At 38.7% G+C, this 18,128-nt stretch carries 15 protein-coding genes and 3 pseudogenes; 8 read left to right on the forward strand and 10 right to left on the reverse strand.

Features of this window, described 5'->3' with window-relative positions; all coding sequences use genetic code 11:
* The 4 genes from MKX45_RS11465 to MKX45_RS11480 all read left to right on the forward strand — a co-directional run.
* On the forward strand, window positions 1-1,353 hold a 1,353-nt coding region (locus MKX45_RS11465; protein WP_259771319.1), incomplete at its 5' end, for a replication initiation protein.
* 511 nt (window positions 1,354-1,864) lie between these two features.
* On the forward strand, window positions 1,865-2,098 hold the full coding sequence (locus MKX45_RS11470; protein ID WP_014573541.1) for a hypothetical protein: 234 nt from the start codon (window positions 1,865-1,867) through the stop codon (window positions 2,096-2,098).
* Window positions 2,099-2,107: 9 nt separating this feature from the next.
* Entirely contained in the window at window positions 2,108-2,866 is a 759-nt protein-coding gene (locus MKX45_RS11475) for a ParA family protein (RefSeq protein WP_163647292.1), read from the forward strand.
* 33 nt (window positions 2,867-2,899) lie between these two features.
* Window positions 2,900-3,598, forward strand: a complete 699-nt coding sequence (locus tag MKX45_RS11480) for a ParB/RepB/Spo0J family partition protein (RefSeq protein ID WP_340817288.1) — start codon at window positions 2,900-2,902, stop codon at window positions 3,596-3,598.
* Between the two features lie 30 nt (window positions 3,599-3,628).
* Here the strand turns inward: MKX45_RS11480 and MKX45_RS11485 are convergent, their stop codons facing one another.
* The 5 genes and pseudogenes from MKX45_RS11485 to MKX45_RS11505 all read right to left on the reverse strand — a co-directional run bounded on the left by MKX45_RS11485 (window position 3,629) and on the right by MKX45_RS11505 (window position 5,973).
* Window positions 3,629-3,979 carry a hypothetical protein gene (locus tag MKX45_RS11485; protein WP_340817289.1) on the reverse strand — a complete coding sequence of 117 codons (351 nt, stop codon included), beginning with the start codon at window positions 3,977-3,979 and terminating at the stop codon, window positions 3,629-3,631.
* A pseudogene (locus tag MKX45_RS11490) lies at window positions 3,969-4,175 on the reverse strand (hypothetical protein); the annotation flags it as partial. The gene MKX45_RS11485 and the pseudogene MKX45_RS11490, both read right to left, overlap by 11 nt.
* Window positions 4,166-4,404, reverse strand: a pseudogene (locus tag MKX45_RS11495) (integrase core domain-containing protein); the annotation flags it as partial. The pseudogenes MKX45_RS11490 and MKX45_RS11495, both read right to left, overlap by 10 nt.
* 9 nt (window positions 4,405-4,413) lie before the next feature.
* Window positions 4,414-5,295 carry an IS982 family transposase gene (locus MKX45_RS11500; RefSeq protein ID WP_340817290.1) on the reverse strand — a complete coding sequence of 294 codons (882 nt, stop codon included), beginning with the start codon at window positions 5,293-5,295 and terminating at the stop codon, window positions 4,414-4,416.
* 135 nt (window positions 5,296-5,430) lie between these two features.
* A complete protein-coding gene (locus MKX45_RS11505) occupies window positions 5,431-5,973 on the reverse strand; it encodes a hypothetical protein (RefSeq protein ID WP_052133406.1) in 543 nt (180 codons plus the stop codon).
* Window positions 5,974-6,155: 182 nt separating this feature from the next.
* Here MKX45_RS11505 and MKX45_RS11510 point away from each other — a divergent pair, with 182 nt between their 5' ends.
* Window positions 6,156-7,046, forward strand: coding sequence for an IS982 family transposase (locus tag MKX45_RS11510; RefSeq protein ID WP_340817291.1), 891 nt, complete (start codon window positions 6,156-6,158; stop codon window positions 7,044-7,046).
* 161 nt (window positions 7,047-7,207) lie between these two features.
* On the opposite strand, the gene MKX45_RS11515 is transcribed toward MKX45_RS11510, so the two are convergent.
* Window positions 7,208-7,888, reverse strand: a complete 681-nt coding sequence (locus MKX45_RS11515; RefSeq protein ID WP_340817292.1) for an IS6 family transposase — start codon at window positions 7,886-7,888, stop codon at window positions 7,208-7,210.
* A 64-nt stretch (window positions 7,889-7,952) separates the two neighbouring features.
* On the opposite strand from MKX45_RS11515, the pseudogene MKX45_RS11520 reads away from it, so the two are divergent.
* Window positions 7,953-8,096 (forward strand): annotated as a pseudogene (locus MKX45_RS11520) (transposase); the annotation flags it as partial.
* A 117-nt stretch (window positions 8,097-8,213) separates the two neighbouring features.
* Here the strand turns inward: MKX45_RS11520 and MKX45_RS11525 are convergent.
* Window positions 8,214-9,113: a peptidylprolyl isomerase PrsA gene (locus MKX45_RS11525; RefSeq protein ID WP_340817293.1), complete on the reverse strand. Its 900-nt coding sequence runs from the start codon at window positions 9,111-9,113 to the stop codon at window positions 8,214-8,216.
* 329 nt (window positions 9,114-9,442) lie between these two features.
* Here MKX45_RS11525 and prtP point away from each other — a divergent pair, with 329 nt between their 5' ends.
* Window positions 9,443-15,325, forward strand: a complete 5,883-nt coding sequence (prtP, locus tag MKX45_RS11530; protein WP_340817294.1) for a PII-type proteinase — start codon at window positions 9,443-9,445, stop codon at window positions 15,323-15,325.
* A 247-nt stretch (window positions 15,326-15,572) separates the two neighbouring features.
* On the opposite strand, the gene MKX45_RS11535 is transcribed toward prtP, so the two are convergent.
* Window positions 15,573-16,253, reverse strand: a complete 681-nt coding sequence (locus MKX45_RS11535) for an IS6 family transposase (RefSeq protein WP_340817295.1) — start codon at window positions 16,251-16,253, stop codon at window positions 15,573-15,575.
* 364 nt (window positions 16,254-16,617) lie between these two features.
* On the opposite strand from MKX45_RS11535, the gene MKX45_RS11540 reads away from it, so the two are divergent.
* A complete protein-coding gene (locus MKX45_RS11540) occupies window positions 16,618-17,172 on the forward strand; it encodes a recombinase family protein (protein ID WP_282667459.1) in 555 nt (184 codons plus the stop codon).
* 349 nt (window positions 17,173-17,521) lie between these two features.
* Here MKX45_RS11540 and MKX45_RS11545 read toward each other — a convergent pair whose 3' ends face one another.
* Complete coding sequence (locus tag MKX45_RS11545) at window positions 17,522-17,743, reverse strand: hypothetical protein (protein WP_163646747.1); 222 nt, start codon at window positions 17,741-17,743, stop codon at window positions 17,522-17,524.
* 34 nt (window positions 17,744-17,777) lie between these two features.
* Window positions 17,778-18,074 carry a BRCT domain-containing protein gene (locus MKX45_RS11550; protein WP_340817296.1) on the reverse strand — a complete coding sequence of 99 codons (297 nt, stop codon included), beginning with the start codon at window positions 18,072-18,074 and terminating at the stop codon, window positions 17,778-17,780.
* Between the last annotated feature and the right edge of the window lie 54 nt (window positions 18,075-18,128).

An 18,128-nucleotide genomic window follows, 5' to 3' on the forward strand; every position in this document is an offset into this window, starting at 1 on the left:
ATGCAAAGTTACGATTTACTTGATGAACTTGATAGTGAGGATAAATTTAGAAAAGATATTAAATACAGCCGTCAATTGCCTGAGATGTTCTCTACTGAAGACATAAATGCTGCAAGTGAAAATATTACTTATGCTATACTTGGAGAGCTGAGAGACCGTTATAACGGGAGTGAACCAGTAACATTTTCTTATCAGGAATTAGCGGAATTAGGTGGATTGTGGGTAACACGTAAAAATGGTGTGAAATCGCTCTACAATGGTAAACGGCTACAAAAAATAATGTATGATTTAAACGAGGCATTGAAAAATTTCTCATACTATCAAGTAAGAGAAACAAATGATGATGGCACTCCCAAATCATGGAAAACAATAAATATTTTCAGTGTAATTGATTTTGATGGTACTAAAAAAGAAGTAAAACTCACAATTTCTAATGCTCAAATTAGTTCAGAACAAGTTGATGCAAAAGGGCATGTGATTGATAAACCGCTATATGTTTATGACTTAATCAATTCCAAAGACTGGAGAACGGTTAAACATTTACAATATAATAGAGGAATCAACAATAGTCTGCCATCTAAGTACTCCAAACGTGTTTACCGCTTTATAAGCGAGTTTAGGAGTTTTCCAAAAGGTACAAAAATGAGAATTGATGATTTTGATAAAAAAATACTTAAAATATTGAAGACTCAAGAAGACTCCTTTAACACCAAAGAGGTATTTGACCTCAGAAAAAATCGTAAAAAATATTTAGAAACTGCGGTTAAAGAAATATCAGAATTAACTACTCCTGAAGGAACTCAAATTGTTAAAAATTTAGATTATATTTATCACACTTCTGGACGAAGAATACAGTCTATTGAATTTACATATACGCCATTTAATGCTGATTTATCAGGCAGCAATCATATATCTATGAATTCTCGTACTTCTTCTCCTGGTACAGATAGTCCATTTATAAACGAAGCAAGAATGGTATTAGAATACTTTAATTACTTATCAAAAGTAAATTTTAATTTTGATGAAAACGGAATAATTAAACATTTACCAAATTATTATGATATTCAATTTGAACTAGATGATATACAACTTCTTCAACCGATTCATAAATTACTTGAAAGTGGTGTAGCGATAGATGAATTGTTACAAGTGGCTGAGATGAAAGCAATCGATTGGAAGCTAGACAGCAATCAAATGATTAATAATTTTAGACCGAGTGTTGTTTTTGGAAATAAATTTTCAGAATACAGAGCATTTCTAACAACGTATAAGGCTCAAAATATACATAAATTAGTTTTTGATAGTTCGTCTGATTTCTATGTACCAATGAATGGTCCTTGGGATAGTAAATAAACTAAATATTTACCTTCAATATTAAGTATAAAAAAAAGGGGCTAAATTTAGCTCCTTTTTTTGGAACGAATATATGAATGAACTTTTCCTCTAAAAAAACTTTTTACTCTCAACCTTTTGGACAGAGAAAGAGCAAAAAGCTACCACAAACCAGAGAGGTTTGATATAAGTAAGTATATCAAAATTAATTGTTCTTATCAATATTCGACAAAATTTCCCTCCAGAAAAATAAAGGAATTAAACTTGATTCTTAATTGATAAAGGGGGCTAAAATTAGCCCCCTTTATTTTTATATAAAAAATTTAAGAAAAACCGTAAAAACCTTTGACGTAAACATAAATTTACGATATAATAGATGTATAGTAAAAATAAAACAACTTCTTGCTTCAAACCTTTGGACAGAGAAAAAGTAAGAATGTTTACCACAAAATGTGAGAGGGCTGAGAATGAAATAATGAATTATAAAAATATAGTTTTCGCAAGTATCGTATATTTGTGAAGAAAGGTTGATATGGAAAAAGTAACAGATGAAATTAAAAACGTGGTACAGAGATTACTCGATGATGACGAAAATTTTTCTGGTTGGTATATTGAGAAAGAACTCGAAAAAATTGGAATAAAAGTTTCTAGGATGACGATTTCAAACCTAAGAAATAAAAAAACGACATTGGGTAACACTAAATTTGAAACGTTAGAGGGACTTTATCATTTCGCAAAGACTCATGAGAATATAAATAAAGAATAGAGAGAAAATATGAAAACAATAAGTCTATTAAACTTAAAAGGCGGAGTTGCTAAAACAACAACAGGTGGAAATATAGCAAAAGGTTTAGCAAATAGAGGGTTCAAAACTCTGTTGATTGATACAGATATGCAAGCTAATGCAACAAGTATTTTTCTTGAAGATGAACGCTCGAAAGAGGATTATAAAGGTTTTGCAGAACTGATAGTTGATGAAAAACTAGATGATGTTGACCAGTATGTTTATAACGTAAGTGATAATTTGGACATGATTGGTTCAAGTTTAGCAGTTGCTGAAAGTGAATTGAAAGTAAGAAATTCATTCAATCGTAATTCATCAAACATTGTAAAAAAAGTTTTAAAGAAACTAGATTCTAAATATGATTATTGTATTATTGATTGTGCTCCAACAATTAATCTAATTACTCTCAATATTATTATTGCGAGTGATGAAATTATCATCCCAATAAAAATTGATAAATTTGCACTTGAAGGTTATAGAACGACTTTGAAGAACATCAATCAAATTATTGATGATTATGAGTTAGATACAGAGGTGACCGTACTTTACACAATGGTCAACAGAAATAATATTGATAAACAATTTATTCAAGAAATATCTGGGAATAGATTTGAAACAACAATACGACATCAAGCTAAGCCAGTTACAGAAAGTGCTTTAAAGAATGAGGTGTTAATTGATAGTTCTAAAAGTTCTAAAGTAAAAGATGATTATTTAAATCTTATTGATGAAATAGTAAAAAGGGGTTAAAAAATGAGTAATAGTTTCGGATTTACAGACCTTATGAACAAGGATGAACACAAGCGAAAAAAAACAAATACAAAAAATATTCCTATTGAGGAGATAAAGGAAAATGAGAATAACAACTATGATTTAGTTGACATTGATAAGTTAGCTGATAGCATAGACGAGTTAGGCTTATTACAACCCGTTCTTGTTAAACAACGTGATAAATATAGCTATGAATTGATTGCAGGGCATAGACGATTTAATGCTATTAAAAAACTAATTAGTGAAAATAGACTCCCTGAAGATTACGAAGTTCTCGCTAAGAAAGTTGATGAAGACGAGGATGAGCTTGTAACAAGACTAAAGTTGCATGAAACTAACCTACAAACTCGCTCGCTCTTAAAAATGCCAGAAGAAGAAAAAATAGCCATCATTGATGACTATATGGATATTTTAGATAAAGCCAAAAAACAAGGGTTACAAATCAACGGAAAACCTGTTAAAGGAAAGACTAGGGACTTAATTGCCGAAAGATTTGGTATCAGTCATTATACCGCTCAAAAACTGATTAGAAAAGCTAAAGAACAAGGTGGAGAAGAAGAGGGGGCAAAAATTAGCCCCCAAAAGAAATCCGCTAAAAAGCCAATCACGCAGTTAAAGAAAATTGAAACTCAATTAGAAAAATTAGAGTTTGAGGGAACGGAAGAAGAACAAGAAATCAAGAAAAAATTGATTGAGTTGTTGATGAAATAAAAAGGGGGCTAAATTTAGCCCCCTTTTTATTTAGGAAATATTTATAATTTGTTCAATGGATATGAGATAGATTTTATCCGTTGATTTAACTCTTACTTGATTATTGATAAATTCTGATACAAAACCATAGACTTCATTTAATTTATCTTTTGATTGATATTTAACTTTGATTTGTAGCTGATTTGAAAAAGACTGATTGAGAAGATAAAGGACTACATGATGTGGTAAAGCTTGAATTTTCTTATCATCTTTTTTTTCTTTTTCAAAAGTACTTTGAGCCTTCGTGAGTTCTCCAGTCGCAAATGCGCCCCATTTCATCATCCCTCTATCGTGATAAGCACGGATGACTTCATAGGGGCTGTATAAACGGTCAACTGACATCTTTTTCCTCCTTGTCTTGACTTGCTGCATGACCTCCAATGAGTTTGTTCCGATAAATGACAAGTGAACCCTCGGATAAACTACTTGCCTTTTGTATTGAAAGAAAATCGAATGTTCCCCTAATCTCATCAATAGCTTTTTGGAGTGATTCTTGCTTTTTATTAGTTTGATTTTCTTGAACACTTTCTAATTTGGAGTTAAACCATTGTTGGCGGGATGAGGATTATAATTGTTATAAAATTGTTCGATGTATTCAAAGCAAGAGAGTTGAACTTCTTGAATGGAGTGATAAGTCTGCGATTAATTTCTCGATGTTTAAGATACTTGAAAAAGACCTCAGTGACGGCATTATCATAAGGATATACAGGCTTGGAGTAAGAAGCAAGCAATTGATGCTCATCTAATAACTTTCTAAAACCCGAATTGCTAGTTGATTATTTAGCCATGACTTGATACCCGATAGAATATCTTAAAGTCTCTGGTTCCAGTGATTTATCTGATTTTAACAGTAAAGAATACGCTAAAAGTATCATCTCTAATTTCAATTGAAAACCTTGAGGCGAACGACTTTTACAACGCTCAGCTCCTAGATTTGTCAAAAAAGAAAAAACTCGCTCAATCACTTTTCTACGTTTTGAAAAATTAGGGAAAAGGATTTTCTTTTGCTTCATGTCAGGTGTAATAAGTTCAATTTCCTTGAGTTCCAGCCTATCATGCAGTGACTGACCTAAATATCCCATATCTCCAAGGACTGTTGGTGTCCCAAATTGACTCAACACTTCCTCGGTCATTGAACTATCAGCCATTGAAGCAGGAGTAATTGTGTAGTCTATGACATAGCCTGATTCACTGACTAAAGCATGACATTTACATCCATAGAAGTACTGTCCCTTTGTAGCATTGTAGCCAACATTTGCATAATCTCCAAGAACTTTGCTTCTGAAATTACGAATCGACTGACACAAAGGAATGGGGAAGCTGTCAATAATGGATACACTCATTCCTTCAACCTCTTTAAAGACGAGTGCTTGGCGAATGACTTGGATACTCGGTAAGAGGGCATTACAACGGCGGACAAAGCGAGAATATTCTAGGAAATTAGGAAATAAACTTTGAGCCAATTGGTGCTTAGCTTTAAGCGTTTCACTAAAATGCAGTACGCCCCATAGGTAACAAGCGATAACTAAGCAACCTGATGTTGCGAGATGGACGTTCTTTCGGTTTTGAACCTCAAGGGGAACACTCGTTTGATAAAGCGTCTCAATGGTTGTCAGTAAATAAACAAAAACTTTTGGAAGTGTGCTATTATAAGTCATATAAGTCGTGCGCTTTCTAATGCTTAGTGGTTTAAGATTAGGATAGCACGACTTATTTATTTTCCAATGAAATTAACTAGCAATTCGGGTTTATATTGCAAAGTGACATAGTATTTAGACAACACAATTTCGTAATTATTGTTTTACGCGTTCCGTGATGTCATCGACAAACTTTAATTTGCCATAGTAGATATTATCAAGTTCATCGATTGCATATACTTTCAGTTTTCGAGCGCTTTTTTTTGAAATTGTCTGACCAAGATCCTTTTCAACCCATGGCATATTTAAAGGTAGTGCAGTTTTACCGACAATCTCTTTATTTGTCTTAAAAGTATACAAAGCATATTTTTTCTCTTTCACATCCTGCCAGATGTCCTCGTATGTGAAGTATTTATTGGTTATTCCGGCCTCCAAAATTTTGGTGTCCATCTCACCTATGTTCCTGACATTAATTTTAAAATAGGATGACTCTTTATCAACTGATACGTTATCCTGAGAAGTGCTATTTTGATTCTCCGAAAATTCAACTTGTTTCCTAAAATGATACAAATATCCTTTAATCCTTATTTGTAGTTTTTTGTCATGCTTCCTGTAAAAGAAACCTGCTGAAATAGCCAGAATGGAGCCAATTCCAGTAACCCATTCAGCCCAACTCCCTAATTCTAATCCTAAAAACATAATTTTCCTCCTACTTGTCTTTTAAAAAATGATTTGCCTATAATTTTGCCTGCCAATCATTAAAATTGCTAAATATAAAATAGTCTCTTACGACCCGAATTGCTAGTTGATTTCATTGAAAAATATATAAGTCGTGCTATCCTAATCTTAAACCACTAAACATTAGAAAGCGCACGACCTATATGACTTATAATAGCACACTTACAAAAGTTTTTGTTTATTTACTGACAAGCATTGAAGCGATTTATCAAACGAGTGTTCCCCTTGAGGTTCAAAACCGAAAGAACGTCCATCTTGCAACATCTGACTGTTTAGTGATTACTTGTTACCTATGGGGCGTACTGCATTTTAGTCAAACACTTAAAGCTAAGCACCAATTGGCTCAAAGTTTATTTCCTAATTTCCTAGAATATTCTCGCTTTGTCCGCCGTTGTAATGCCCTCTTACTGAGTATCCAAGTCATTCGCCAAGCTCTCGTCTTTAAAGAAGTTGAAGGGATTGATGTGTCTATTATTGACAGCTTTCCCATTCCTTTGTGTCAGCCGATTCGTAATTTTAGAAGCAAAGTTTTGGGCGACTATGCAAATATTGGCTACAATGCTACCAAAGGTCAGTACTTTTATGGCTGTAAATGTCATGCTTTAGTCAGTGAATCAGGCTATGTCATCGACTACGTGATTAGTCCTGCTTCAATAGCTGACAGTACAATGGCCGAGGAAGTATCGTCTCAATTTGGCACACCCATAGTCCTTGGAGATATGGGCTATTTAGGTCAAGTGCTTCATGATAGGCTTGAACTCAAGGAAATTGAACTTATTACACCCGTCAGAATGAACATGAAGAAAAAGTACATTACTTTTCCTAATTTTTCAAAACGTCGAAAAGTCATTGAACGCGTATTCTCTTTTCTGACAAACCTCGGAGCTGAACGCTGTAAAAGTCGTTCTTCTGATGGTTTTCAAGTCAAATTAGAGATGACGCTTTTAAGTTATTCTCTAATATTGAAATCAGCTAAATCACTGGAACCAGAGACTTTAAGATATTCTATCGGGTATCAAGTCATGGCTAAATAATCAACTAGCAATTCGGGTTTTCTAAAGGAAGCTGATTTAAAGGGGCTTCCATGATCCGAATGAAAAATAATTGGTTCCTTAGGTTTCCTCTTATTTATAGCTATTTCGGTTCTGTTGCGAAGTTTGAAAATCAAACGCGTTCTCTCTGAACTCCAAATATCTTAGGCTGGTATTCCCATTAATACCTTGATTTCAGTAGACACCGAAAAGCCGAAGAGCGTTCCATTTCTTCGGTTCTTTTTATATATTCCTCGAAGGGTCTCCATGCCCTTAATCGTGGAAGAGGCTGTACGGAGACTTTGATAAAATTTATTCCGTCGTTTAATAGGTCGATGGTCTTGTTCTATTAAATTGTTAAGATACTTCACAGTTCGGTGCTCTGTCTTAGTATATAAACCCACACTCTGTAACTTTCTAAAGGCGGAGCCAAGAGAAGGTGCTTTATCGGTCACAATTGCTTTCGGCTCACCAAACTGTTTATGGAGTCGTTTTAAGAAAGCATAGGCTGCTTGCGTATCCCGTTTCTTTCGTAACCAGATATCTAAGGTTAAGCCGTCCGCATCAATTGCACGATAAAGATCATGCCAACGTCCCTTAATTTTGATATAGGTTTCGTCCATTTTCCATGAATAGAAGGATTGTCTATTTTTCTTCTTCCAAAGATCATAGAGGACTTTGCTGTACTCTTGCACCCAACGATAAATCGTAGTATGACAAACATTTATTCCACGATCATATAACAATTCCTGAACTTCACGATAGCTTAGATTGTAACGCAGGTAGTAACCAACAGCGACAATATTGAAGTCTTTTTTGAATTGTTTGCCTTTAAAATGATTCATTACTCTGTCCTCTCTGTCTTTTTTCTCAATTTTACACTAAAATAGATTTTTTGAAAAACTTTGCAACAGAACCCTTGAGGGTATTAACGGCATCATCAAGAAGATTAAGAACACTGCGTACGGCTATACGAATTGGAACAATTTCATCAATCGTATATTCCTGGAACGGGTTTGGTTCAGAGCTAAGAGCAGCAAGGCAGCAGCATAATAAAAGCACCTAGACCAATTAAGGCCTAGATGCTTCACAAAAGATCTATCAACTCTACTTGACGAAGAGACAATTTCTAAAAGAACTGGCTGTTATTTCATCTTACTCGGTTAAGCCTTAATTCGTTGTCGCAAGCTTCTTATAACTATCTAGCGCATCCGCAAGATCCTTGTCTTTAATCGTCACATGCTGGTTCTTCAATACCTGACTGATAACGCGTTGCATGATGCTTGAATCGCGAGACCAATTAGCGTAAACGCTGGCAGTTAGCGCTTTTTTACTGCAAGTAAAGGTGCCTTTGGCGGGATGGTTAATCATTTTAATAACTTCATACCCGTCTGTCACTTTGACTGGGGTCTGCGTGTAGTCACCATTCTTTAATTTGTAGGCAGCATCCTTAAATGTGGCATCGAGCGTTTTATTGTTTAATTCAAAACTAATCTTCCCGCCGTTATCTTTAGTCGCAGTATCAATGGAATCAGTTTTCGCAAGCGTGGCAAAATTCTTGCCAGCTGCTAAATCACTGATAACTTGCTTAGCAGTGTCCTCGTCGCTAGTGAGAATATGTTGGACAGTCACTTTGGGCTGATAGGTCTTCCAAGCGGCCTTGAGCTGGCTTTCAGAAACCTTTTTTAACTTTTTCAGTGCAACTTCACTTAAAAAGTTGGTTCGTAGGCTTTCCTTGAAGCTACTGCGACTGAAACCGTTTTGACTTAAGAAAGCATCGAAATTTTCGCCGTATTGTTGTTTGTAGCTATCATAGGCGTCATTAACTGTTTTAGTGCTAACCGATTTTCCATAGGCATGATTCAATGCACGGTAAATAAGCATGTTAGCAAGCATGGTCTTTGTCGTTGGTGACTGTTTGAGTTCCTTGTAGAAGCTACTTTCAGTCACCTTGCCACCTGAATAGGTCGCAACTGTTTGGTCGGTCTGATTTGACTGACAACCGCTTAGCAGCAGTAAAGCAGTTGCGGTACCTGCCAATAATACTTTAAGGCGCGTTTTTTTCTTCATCGATTCGGTCTCCTCTGAAATGCTTACAGTAAACGTTGTGTATTTATTCTAGCTTTGGCAATTGAGAATTTCAACTCAAATACTCATTTTCTAATAATGCTAAAAATTTCAAAACATCTATAGTCTGTAAACGGCTAAATAATAACGCTAAAAGTTAATTTACAGATAAAAAAATTAATAGAAGATTAAAATTTTAGTTGAATTTGTTCTTTAATAGTATATAATATAATATAATTGTATATGCTATTATATTATATACTATAATCTTAACTACATCAAGCGTAGGTTTTGATTTGGTTATGAAACTTTTGGAAAGTGGAGGGTATTGGATGCAAAGGAAAAAGAAAGGGCTATCGATCTTGTTAGCCGGTACAGTCGCTTTAGGGGCGCTGGCTGTCTTGCCAGTCGGCGAAATCCAAGCAAAGGCGGCTATCTCGCAGCAAACTAAGGGATCATCACTTGCAAATACGGTGACGGCTGCTAAGCAAGCGGCCACTGACACAACTGCAGCGACAACGAATCAAGCGATTGCTACACAGTTGGCGGCTAAAGGTATTGATTACAATAAGCTGAATAAAGTTCAGCAGCAAGATATTTATGTTGACGTCATTGTTCAAATGAGCGCAGCGCCTGCCTCTGAAAACGGCACTTTAAGAACTGATTACTCCAGCACGGCGGAGATTCAGCAGGAGACCAATAAAGTGATCGCGGCTCAGGCAAGCGTTAAGGCAGCTGTTGAACAAGTCACCCAACAAACTGCCAGTGAAAGTTATGGCTATGTCGTTAACGGCTTTTCAACTAAAGTTAGGGTTGTTGATATCCCTAAACTGAAACAAATTGCCGGAGTTAAAACAGTCACATTGGCGAAAGTTTATTATCCGACTGATGCTAAGGCAAACTCGATGGCGAATGTGCAAGCCGTATGGTCCAATTACAAATATAAAGGTGAAGGCACAGTTGTCTCGGTTATTGACACTGGCATTGATCCAACACACAAAGACATGCGGCTAAGCAATGATAAAGACGTTAAACTAACCAAATCTGATGTTGAAAAATTCACTGATACCGCCAAGCATGGCCGCTATTTTAATTCAAAAGTGCCATATGGGTTTAATTATGCTGATAATAACGACACCATTACAGATGATGCGGTTGACGAACAACACGGCATGCATGTTGCTGGGATCATCGGTGCTAACGGGACAGGTGACGATCCAGCCAAGTCTGTTGTCGGAGTTGCGCCAGAAGCACAGCTACTGGCAATGAAAGTTTTCACCAACTCTAACACTTCTGCAACAACCGGTTCAGCTACCTTGGTTTCTGCCATTGAAGACTCGGCAAAAATCGGTGCCGATGTCCTCAACATGTCCTTAGGATCTGGTTCAGGCAACCAAACCTTGGAGGATCCAGAAATTGCTGCGGTGCAAAATGCTAACGAATCAGGAACAGCCGCCGTCATTTCTGCTGGGAACTCAGGAACATCCAGTTCAGCAACTGAAGGCGTCAACAAAGATTATTACGGTTTGCAAGACAATGAAATGGTGGGATCGCCAGGGACATCACGAGGAGCAACCACAGTTGCTTCCGCTGAAAACACGGATGTCATCACTCAGGCAGTGACCATTACAGATGGTACAGGTTTACAGCTTGGACCGGAAACCATTCAGCTTTCAAGCAACGATTTCACTGGTAGCTTTGACCAAAAGAAGTTTTATGTTGTTAAAGATGCTAGTGGCAACCTCAGCAAAGGGACAGTAGCCGACTATACTGCTGACGCTAAAGGCAAAATTGCCATCGTTAAACGTGGCGAACTTACCTTTGCTGACAAACAAAAATACGCCCAAGCCGCTGGTGCTGCTGGCTTGATCATTGTCAACAACGATGGCACAGCAACACCGGTGACTTCTATCGCGTTAACCACCACCTTCCCAACATTTGGGCTCTCCAGTGTAACCGGTCAAAAGCTGGTTGACTGGGTCACAGCACACCCAGATGATAGTCTCGGTGTCAAGATTGCCCCGACGCTGGTACCAAATCAGAAATATACTGAAGACAAGATGTCTGACTTCACATCCTATGGGCCAGTTTCCAATCTTTCCTTCAAACCAGATATTACCGCACCAGGCGGCAACATCTGGTCAACGCAAAACAACAATGGCTACACAAATATGTCTGGTACGTCAATGGCCTCGCCATTTATTGCCGGTTCACAAGCATTGTTGAAACAAGCATTGAATAACAAAAACAACCCGTTTTATGCTTACTACAAACAACTTAAAGGGACAGCGCTCACCGATTTTCTTAAGACAGTTGAGATGAATACTGCCCAGCCAATCAACGATATTAACTACAATAATGTTATCGTATCGCCGCGGCGGCAAGGGGCCGGTCTTGTTGATGTGAAGGCAGCCATTGATGCATTAGAAAAGAATCCGTCAACGGTTGTCGCCGAAAACGGCTACCCGGCAGTTGAATTGAAAGACTTCACGAGTACGGACAAGACCTTTAAACTGACCTTCACGAATCGCACGACTCATGAACTAACCTATCAAATGGACAGTAATACGGATACTAATGCCGTTTATACATCAGCGACTGACCCTAATTCTGGGGTTTTGTATGACAAGAAGATTGATGGAGCAGTCATTAAAGCTGGCAGTAACATAACTGTGCCTGCTGGGAAAACGGCGCAGATTGAATTCACACTATCTTTGCCGAAGTCTTTTGACCAACAGCAATTTGTTGAAGGTTTTCTGAACTTTAAGGGTAGTGATGGATCGCGCTTAAACTTGCCATACATGGGCTTTTTTGGTGACTGGAATGACGGTAAGATTGTCGATAGTCTCAATGGGATCACTTATAGTCCTGCTGGTGGTAATTATGGCACGGTGCCACTATTGACGAACAAAAATACAGGCAATAAATATCATGGCGGTATGGTCACAGACGCTGATGGCAACCAGACAGTTGACGATCAGGCGATTGCTTTTTCGAGTGACAAGAATGCCTTATATAATGAAATCAGCATGAAGTATTATCTATTGCGCAATATCAGCAACGTCCAAGTTGATATTCTTGATGGTCAGGGCAATAAAGTTACGACTCTCAGCAGTTCCAACAATCTGACGAAGACCTATTATAATGCTAATTCGCAGCAGTACATCTACTACAATGCTCCAGCGTGGGATGGCACCTATTATGATCAACGTGATGGCAACATCAAGACGGCTGATGATGGCAGTTATACTTATCGTATTTCCGGTGTACCGGAAGGCGGCGACAAACGTCAAGTGTTTGATGTGCCTTTCAAGCTCGACTCTAAGGCGCCGACAGTTCGTCATGTCGCTTTGTCAGCCAAAACGGAAAATGGGAAAACCCAGTATTATTTGACAGCTGAAGCCAAGGATGATTTGAGTGGTCTTGATGCCACCAAGAGCGTTAAAACTGCAATTAATGAAGTGACGAATCTTGATGCTACCTTTACCGATGCTGGGACAACGGCTGATGGATACACCAAAATTGAAACGCCATTATCTGATGAACAGGCCCAAGCACTTGGCAATGGCGACAATTCGGCTGAGCTGTACTTGACTGATAATGCATCCAATGCCACTGATCAAGCTGCCAGCGTTCAGAAGCCGGGGTCTACATCGTTTGATTTAATTGTGAACGGTGGCGGTATCGCAGACAAGATCTCAAGTACCACAACTGGCTACGAAGCCAATACTCAAGGTAGCGGTACGTATACGTTTAGTGGAACGTATCCAGCAGCGGTTGACGGTACTTACACTGATGCACAAGGAAAGAAACATGATTTGAACACAGCCTACGATGCTGCGACTAACAGTTTCACTGCCTCAATGGCGGTCACAAATGCTGATTACGCCGCGCAAGTGGATCTATATGCCGATAAGGCGCATACCCAGTTGCTTAAACATTTTGACACCAAAGTTCGGCTGACGGCGCCAACCTTTACTGATTTGAAATTCAACAATGGCTCGGATCAGACCTCTGAAGCGACCATCAAGGTTACAGGGACGATTAGTGCTGACACTAAGACAGTTAATGTTGGCGACACCGTAGCAGCACTTGATGCACAACATCACTTTAGTGTTGATGTACCGATTAATTATGGTGACAATACCATCCAGGTGACCGCCACCGACGAAGACGGCAACACCACGACGGAGCAAAAGACGATTACCTCGTCTTATGATCCTGATATGTTGAAGAATTCTGTGACGTTTGATCAAGGTGTGACATTTGGTGCCAATGAATTCAATGCCACCTCGGCTAAGTTCTATGACCCTAAGACCGGGATTGCGACGATTACCGGTAAGGTCAAGCACCCAACGACAACGTTGCAGGTTGATGGTAAGCAAATTCCAATCAAGGATGATCTGACTTTCAGTTTCACTTTAGATTTAGGTACTCTTGGACAAAAACCGTTTGGGGTTGTTGTGGGTGACACCACTCAAAACAAGACCTTCCAAGAAGCGTTGACCTTCATTTTGGATGCAGTGGCTCCAACATTGTCATTGGACAGCTCGACAGATGCACCGGTTTATACCAACGATCCAAACTTCCAGATTACCGGAACGGCCACTGACAATGCGCAATATCTGAGTCTGTCAATTAACGGCAGTTCTGTCGCCAGCCAATACGCAGACATCAACATCAATAGCGGCAAACCAGGTCATATGGCTATTGATCAGCCCGTTAAATTGCTCGAAGGCAAAAACGTGCTGACTGTTGCTGTTACAGATAGCGAAGACAACACCACGACCAAGAACATCACAGTTTACTACGAACCAAAGAAAACACTGGCAGCACCAACTGTGACGCCAAGTACCACTGAACCAGCCAAAACGGTGACTCTGACGGCAAACGCTGCCGCAACGGGTGAAACGGTTCAGTATAGTACTGATGGTGGCAAGACATATCAGGATGTTCCGGCAGCCGGTGTAACGGTCACGGCAAATGGCACCTTCAAGTTTAAGTCGACTGATTTATACGGTAATGAATCACCAGCCGTAGACTATGTTGTCACCAATATCAAGGCCGATGATCCTGCACAATTGCAGGCAGCTAAGCAGGCACTGACTAATCTGATTGCTTCCGCCAAAACGCTAAGTGCCAGCGGTAAGTATGATGATGCTACAACGACTGCTTTAGCAGCGGCAACGCAGAAGGCACAAACGGCGCTTGATCAGACGAACGCCTCAGTTGATTCACTTACTGGTGCCAATCGAGACCTGCAAACTGCGATCAATCAATTAGCTGCCAAGTTACCTGCAGATAAGAAGACTTCGCTGCTTAACCAGTTGCAATCTGTGAACGATGCGCTGGGAACGGACTTGGGCAATCAAACTGATCCAAGCACTGGCAAAACATTTACGGCAGCGTTAGACGACCTAGTGGCACAAGCTCAAGCAGGGACGCAAACGGACGACCAGCTTCAAGCGACTCTTGCCAAGGTACTTGATGCAGTATTAGCAAAACTTGCGGAGGGTATTAAAGCGGCAACACCGGCTGAGGTTGGCAATGCTAAAGATGCTGCAACTGGCAAAACTTGGTATGCCGACATTGCTGACACTTTGACGTCTGGTCAAGCCAGTGCTGATGCATCTGACAAGCTTGCACATTTACAAGCTTTGCAAAGTCTGAAAACGAAGGTGGCAGCTGCCGTTGAAGCGGCCAAGACAGTTGGTAAAGGCGACGATACAACCGGTACTAGCGACAAAGGCGGCGGTCAAGGTACCCCGGCGCCCGCTCCAGGCGACACAGGTAAGGACAAAGGCGATGAGAGCAGCCAGCCTAGTTCTGGTGGTAATATCCCAACAAATCCAGCCACACCGACGTCAACGACCACGGATGATACGACTGTTCGTAATAGTCAACATACAACCGGTACTAGCGACAAAGGCGGCGGTCAAGGTACCCCGGCGCCCGCTCCAGGCGACACAGGTAAGGACAAAGGCGATGAGGGCAGCCAGCCTAGTTCTGGCGGTAATATCCCAACAAATCCAGCCACTCCGACGTCAACGAGCACGGATGATACGACTGATCGTAATGGTCAACATACATCCGGTAAGGGAGCATTACCCAAGACAGGAGAGACAACTGAGCGGCCAGCGTTTGGCTTCTTGGGTGTCATTGTGGTCATTCTGATGGGGGTATTAGGATTGAAACGGAAACAACGTGAAGAATAGCCTGTCCATGCGTTGCGTTTAGGGCAGCAGCGTATCGACAAAAAGAAAAGGGCGCTACGATCTTTGGAGTTGAGGTTCAAAGTCAAATGGTACTGATGACCGGTAAAATTTAATATTTTGAACCTTGCTTAGGCAGCTGACTTCACATTGTTGAGATCAGCTGCCTTTTGCTTATATTTCATTGAGTAGAAACGGTTCTGTTGCGAAGTTTGAAAATCAAACGCGCCCTCTCTGAACTCCAAATATCTTAGGCTGGTATTCCCATTAATACCTTGATTTCAGTAGACACCGAAAAGCCGAAGAGCGTTCCATTTCTTCGGTTCTTTTTATATATTCCTCGAAGGGTCTCCATGCCCTTAATCGTGGAAGAGGCTGTACGGAGACTTTGATAAAATTTATTCCGTCGTTTAATAGGTCGATGGTCTTGTTCTATTAAATTGTTAAGATACTTCACAGTTCGGTGCTCTGTCTTAGTATATAAACCCACACTCTGTAACTTTCTAAAGGCGGAGCCAAGAGAAGGTGCTTTATCGGTCACAATTGCTTTCGGCTCACCAAACTGTTTATGGAGTCGTTTTAAGAAAGCATAGGCTGCTTGCGTATCCCGTTTCTTTCGTAACCAGATATCTAAGGTTAAGCCGTCCGCATCAATTGCACGATAAAGATCATGCCAACGTCCCTTAATTTTGATATAGGTTTCGTCCATTTTCCATGAATAGAAGGATTGTCTATTTTTCTTCTTCAAAAAATCATAGAGGACTTTGCTGTACTCTTGCACCCAACGATAAATCGTCGTATGACAAACATTTATTCCACGATCATATAACAATTTCTGAACTTCACGATAGCTTAGATTGTAACGCAGGTAGTAACCAACAGCGACAATAATGACGTCTTTTTTGAATTGTTTGCCTCTAAAATGATTCATTACTCTGTCCTCTCTGTCTTTTTTCTCAATTTTACACTAAAATAGATTTTTTGGAAAACTTTGCAACAGAACCATATTTTTGCCATTTTTTATAAATTCATTTTAGCTTAAATTTGAAAAAAAGATAGTTAGAACTGGACTAAATTCAAATAAATGGATACAAAATGGAATACATCTTCTTAGGTCAATGTTCTTTTATATTTGAGTGTCCATAAAATGGTCATTTTCTGGACACTCTTTTTTTGTTATAAAAACTCTCAAAATCATTTACATTTCTTGTTCATTAACCCGTAATTTATTCTATGTTCATTTATACATATATTTTTAAGTTATGATACAATAAATTAGAACAAAGGAGAATAAAATGAATATCGGATATGCACGAGTTTCAACTGGACTTCAAAATTTGGATTTACAAAAAGATAGTCTTAAAAAATATGATTGTGAGAAAATATTCACTGATCATATGTCAGGAAGTAAAAAAGATAGACCTGGATTAAAATCCGCCATCGAATTTTCTCGTTCTGGAGATACAATTGTTGTTTGGCGGTTAGATCGATTAGGAAGAAATATGGAGGACTTAATTAGCATAGTTAATTCACTTAATGATAAAGGAGTAAGCTTCCATAGCTTGCAAGAAAATATCACAATGGATAAATCAAGTTCGACTGGACAATTGATGTTTCATTTGTTTGCGGCTTTTGCGGAATTTGAGCGAAATCTTATTTTGGAGCGTTCTGCCGCTGGTAGAGAAGCTGCACGTGCAAGAGGACGACTTGGAGGAAGACCTGAGAAATTTTCGGAGCAAGACGTAAAGCTTCTTAAAACCTTGGTAGAAAGTGGCACGCCGATTAAGTCGATTGCGGATTCTTGGGGAGTGTCAAGAACAACGATTTATAGATATATTAATAAGTTTTAGAATAAACTAAAAAACCAGCTCACAACTATTAAGGTGCAAGCTGGTTTAATTTTTTTACTTTGGTATAATTAGTAACTCATACTAATTTTACAATCTTCGATAAGATATTGACTGATATTTCTAACAAAAGATTTCAAGCGTTCCTTTTTGTTATGTAAATCTAACGCTGTTTGATTTTCCCAATTTTCTGCAATTACATATTGAGTACTGTCTTGGACAACGAACTGAACCAACTTTGCAATAGGTTGCTTTCAGTGAATCTTGGGCGAAACGAATATGAATTCTCTCCAAGGTCAATAAGTTAAGCAAGATACAAAAAGCTTATCATTATGATAAACTTTTTATGTTTTCAGTTTAAGTATTGCATATTTTCAACTCGTTTTTCCGACCATTTGTGGCATACTTTTAACAATTCTACTTTTTGTTCTTCATTCAATTGCTCGAAGTAAGCTCGTGGGTCATTGGGGACATGATTGGGGGTAACTCCCATCAGATATCCTGGTGGAAGTTGGAAGTATTGGGACAAAACTAAAGAAATTTTATTAGCAATAGCTTTTCCTAAAGTTTTCATAATTCCTCCTCTATCAATAATATAACAAGCATAATTATAACCCTTTTGAGAGAAGTTGAAAAGTTTGAGCTAAAAATTCGATAAATTCTTTTTCAGTCATTATCATTATTCGTTGTCCTTTTCGTTTAGATTGCTTAGCCTCTGATATTTTATGCGAATGATGATAGCCTTTTATTAAATCAATCGGAAAATTGCCTGTGACTAGTCTAGTCGTTTTTTTAGTCACATCGTTCTGATTATGCCCTTTTAAACCTATAATGATTGATTGTGCTTGTTTTCTTGTCATCGTTGTAAGGGTGCCAGTAAATACAAAATATTCATTCTCTAGCATTAAACCACCTCTGCTGTTTTTCTGAATGGACTCGATGCTCAACTTATTTGACCT

Origin of the sequence: Lactococcus sp. FSL W8-0209 (genome assembly GCF_038006585.1) — a bacterium.
Classification (GTDB): Bacteria; Bacillota; Bacilli; order Lactobacillales; family Streptococcaceae; genus Lactococcus; species Lactococcus lactis.

What these genes read in the sequence shown, in the direction of transcription:
- MKX45_RS11480 (WP_340817288.1), top strand. Translation starts at nt 2,900, where the DNA reads ATGAACAAGGATGAACACAAGCGAAAAAAAACAAATACAAAAAATATT.
- MKX45_RS11510 (WP_340817291.1), top strand. Translation starts at nt 6,156, where the DNA reads ATGACTTATAATAGCACACTTACAAAAGTTTTTGTTTATTTACTGACA.
- MKX45_RS11540 (WP_282667459.1), top strand. Translation starts at nt 16,618, where the DNA reads ATGAATATCGGATATGCACGAGTTTCAACTGGACTTCAAAATTTGGAT.
- MKX45_RS11475 (WP_163647292.1), top strand. Translation starts at nt 2,108, where the DNA reads ATGAAAACAATAAGTCTATTAAACTTAAAAGGCGGAGTTGCTAAAACA.
- MKX45_RS11485 (WP_340817289.1), bottom strand. Translation starts at nt 3,979, where the DNA reads ATGTCAGTTGACCGTTTATACAGCCCCTATGAAGTCATCCGTGCTTAT.
- MKX45_RS11515 (WP_340817292.1), bottom strand. Translation starts at nt 7,888, where the DNA reads ATGAATCATTTTAAAGGCAAACAATTCAAAAAAGACTTCAATATTGTC.
- MKX45_RS11545 (WP_163646747.1), bottom strand. Translation starts at nt 17,743, where the DNA reads ATGAAAACTTTAGGAAAAGCTATTGCTAATAAAATTTCTTTAGTTTTG.
- MKX45_RS11505 (WP_052133406.1), bottom strand. Translation starts at nt 5,973, where the DNA reads ATGTTTTTAGGATTAGAATTAGGGAGTTGGGCTGAATGGGTTACTGGA.
- MKX45_RS11470 (WP_014573541.1), top strand. Translation starts at nt 1,865, where the DNA reads ATGGAAAAAGTAACAGATGAAATTAAAAACGTGGTACAGAGATTACTC.
- MKX45_RS11550 (WP_340817296.1), bottom strand. Translation starts at nt 18,074, where the DNA reads ATGCTAGAGAATGAATATTTTGTATTTACTGGCACCCTTACAACGATG.
- prtP (WP_340817294.1), top strand. Translation starts at nt 9,443, where the DNA reads ATGCAAAGGAAAAAGAAAGGGCTATCGATCTTGTTAGCCGGTACAGTC.
- MKX45_RS11500 (WP_340817290.1), bottom strand. Translation starts at nt 5,295, where the DNA reads ATGACTTATAATAGCACACTTCCAAAAGTTTTTGTTTATTTACTGACA.
- MKX45_RS11535 (WP_340817295.1), bottom strand. Translation starts at nt 16,253, where the DNA reads ATGAATCATTTTAGAGGCAAACAATTCAAAAAAGACGTCATTATTGTC.
- MKX45_RS11525 (WP_340817293.1), bottom strand. Translation starts at nt 9,113, where the DNA reads ATGAAGAAAAAAACGCGCCTTAAAGTATTATTGGCAGGTACCGCAACT.